Below are 1808 nucleotides of genomic sequence, written 5' to 3' on the forward strand. Positions count from 1 at the left end.
CATTCTCGATCGCCCGGAACTGCGCCGCTCAGGTACGCACTTTCACGCTGACTTTCAAGTTGGCCTTGAAGAGGCCGGGGAGGCAAGAAAAAACCGCTCGTAAGCGGCTGATCTAAAAGATGTATTTGGTGGGTCGTGTAGGATTCGAACCTACGACCGATGGATTAAGAGTCCACTGCTCTACCAACTGAGCTAACGACCCGAAAGAACGCAGCGGTGCAGTCTTAAGGTTTCACATCCGGTTGTCAACCCGAACCGCACTTGTCCTGATCACACAAAATAATGGGGTGGACGATGGGGATCGAACCCACGACCACGGGAATCACAATCCCGCGCTCTACCAACTGAGCTACGTCCACCATTGACTCATTGTGACCGCTTAATCGCTGCGATCGGCCGCTCTCCATGAGCGGTTAAATTGGCGCGCCCGGCAGGGCTCGAACCTGCGACCCACGGCTTAGAAGGCCGTTGCTCTATCCAGCTGAGCTACGGGCGCCTAACCGGGAGCGCTTGATTTGCATACCTGGCCGGCACGCAGCACCGGATTTGGTGCCTCCCTCAAGCACCAAGACGTTCAACAGGTCCCGCTGCGAGAACTGGGATTGGTCGGGGTAGAGGGATTCGAACCCCCGACATCCTGCTCCCAAAGCAGGCGCGCTACCAGGCTGCGCTATACCCCGGATTCGGAAGCGTATCCAAATTCTCAAGACGGACAATGATACGTGACGATTCGATCCCAGTCAACTCTGAACATAACCGATCGGACGCTTCAGCGCGGCGGCCGTCCCCGCGCGCGCCCGGGGACGGCCGCGACGGGAGGCTAAGCCCCAGCCGGTATATCATAGGCGATTGGTCAGCAATGGGGTAACAATCATGAGCGCACAGATTCTCGACGGCAAGGCGATCGCGGCGCAAACCCGCGCCGCGGTCAAGGCCCAGGTGGCGGCCCGACTGGGCGCGGGCGGGCGGGCACCGGGGTTGGCGGTGGTGTTGGTGGGGGAAAATCCCGCCTCACAGGTCTATGTGCGCAACAAGCGCAAGGCCTGCGCGGAGGTCGGGTTCCACTCCGAACAACACGCCCTGCCGGCCACCACCAGCCAGGCGGAACTGGAGGGGCTGATCGACCGGCTGAACGCGGACCCGCTGATCGACGGCATCCTGGTGCAATTGCCCCTGCCGACACACCTGGACACGGAGGCGATCACCGAGCGCATCCTGCCCACCAAAGACGTGGACGGCTTCCATCCCTACAACCTGGGTCGCCTGGCCCTGCGGATGCCGCTGCTGCGCCCCTGTACCCCCAAGGGGGTGATGACCATGCTGGCGCGCACTGGACAGGACCTGGCGGGTCTGGACGCGGTGATCATCGGCCAGTCCAACATCGTGGGCCGCCCCATGGCCTTGGAGTTGCTGGCCGCGCGCTGCACCATCACGGTCTGCCACAGCCGCACCCGCGACCTGGCCGGCAAAGTGCGCGGGGCCGACCTGCTGGTGGCGGCGATGGGACGGGCACGCTTCGTCCCCGGGGACTGGATCAAGCCCGGTGCACTGGTGATCGACGTGGGTATCAATCGGGACGCCGACGGCACCCTGGTGGGTGACCTGGACTATGGCCCCTGCGCCGAGCGCGCCGCCTGGATCACCCCGGTACCGGGGGGGGTCGGCCCCATGACCATCGCCTGCCTGTTGGAGAACACACTCCAGGCGGCGCAACTGCATGGTGCACGGCCGGACGGGGAGTGAAGCGGCGGGGAATACCCGGATAGGGTCGCGGCCTGGGGCCGCTCCTACGGCGTAGGAGCGGCCCC

1 protein-coding gene and 4 tRNA genes are annotated in these 1808 nt (G+C 64.0%); 1 reads left to right on the top strand and 4 read right to left on the bottom strand.

Annotation, left to right across the window (positions count from 1 at the left end; translation table 11 throughout):
* Positions 1 to 126: 126 nt before the first annotated feature.
* The 4 genes from QZY44_RS09995 to QZY44_RS10010 form a co-directional block, all read right to left on the bottom strand.
* Positions 127 to 202, bottom strand: a tRNA-Lys gene (locus tag QZY44_RS09995).
* A gap of 81 nt (positions 203 to 283) precedes the next feature.
* A tRNA-His gene (locus QZY44_RS10000) sits at positions 284 to 359 on the bottom strand.
* Positions 360 to 419: 60 nt separating this feature from the next.
* A tRNA-Arg gene (locus QZY44_RS10005) sits at positions 420 to 496 on the bottom strand.
* Between the two features lie 107 nt (positions 497 to 603).
* Positions 604 to 680: transfer RNA gene (locus QZY44_RS10010), tRNA-Pro, on the bottom strand.
* A 193-nt stretch (positions 681 to 873) separates the two neighbouring features.
* On the opposite strand from QZY44_RS10010, the gene folD reads away from it, so the two are divergent.
* The gene (gene folD, locus QZY44_RS10015) at positions 874 to 1743 is read left to right on the top strand and encodes a bifunctional methylenetetrahydrofolate dehydrogenase/methenyltetrahydrofolate cyclohydrolase FolD (protein WP_295445722.1); all 870 of its coding nucleotides are present in this window, start codon (positions 874 to 876) and stop codon (positions 1741 to 1743) included.
* Positions 1744 to 1808 lie beyond the last annotated feature (65 nt).

This window comes from uncultured Thiodictyon sp. (assembly GCA_903837595.1).
In the GTDB taxonomy this organism is placed as follows: domain Bacteria; phylum Pseudomonadota; class Gammaproteobacteria; order Chromatiales; family Chromatiaceae; genus Thiodictyon.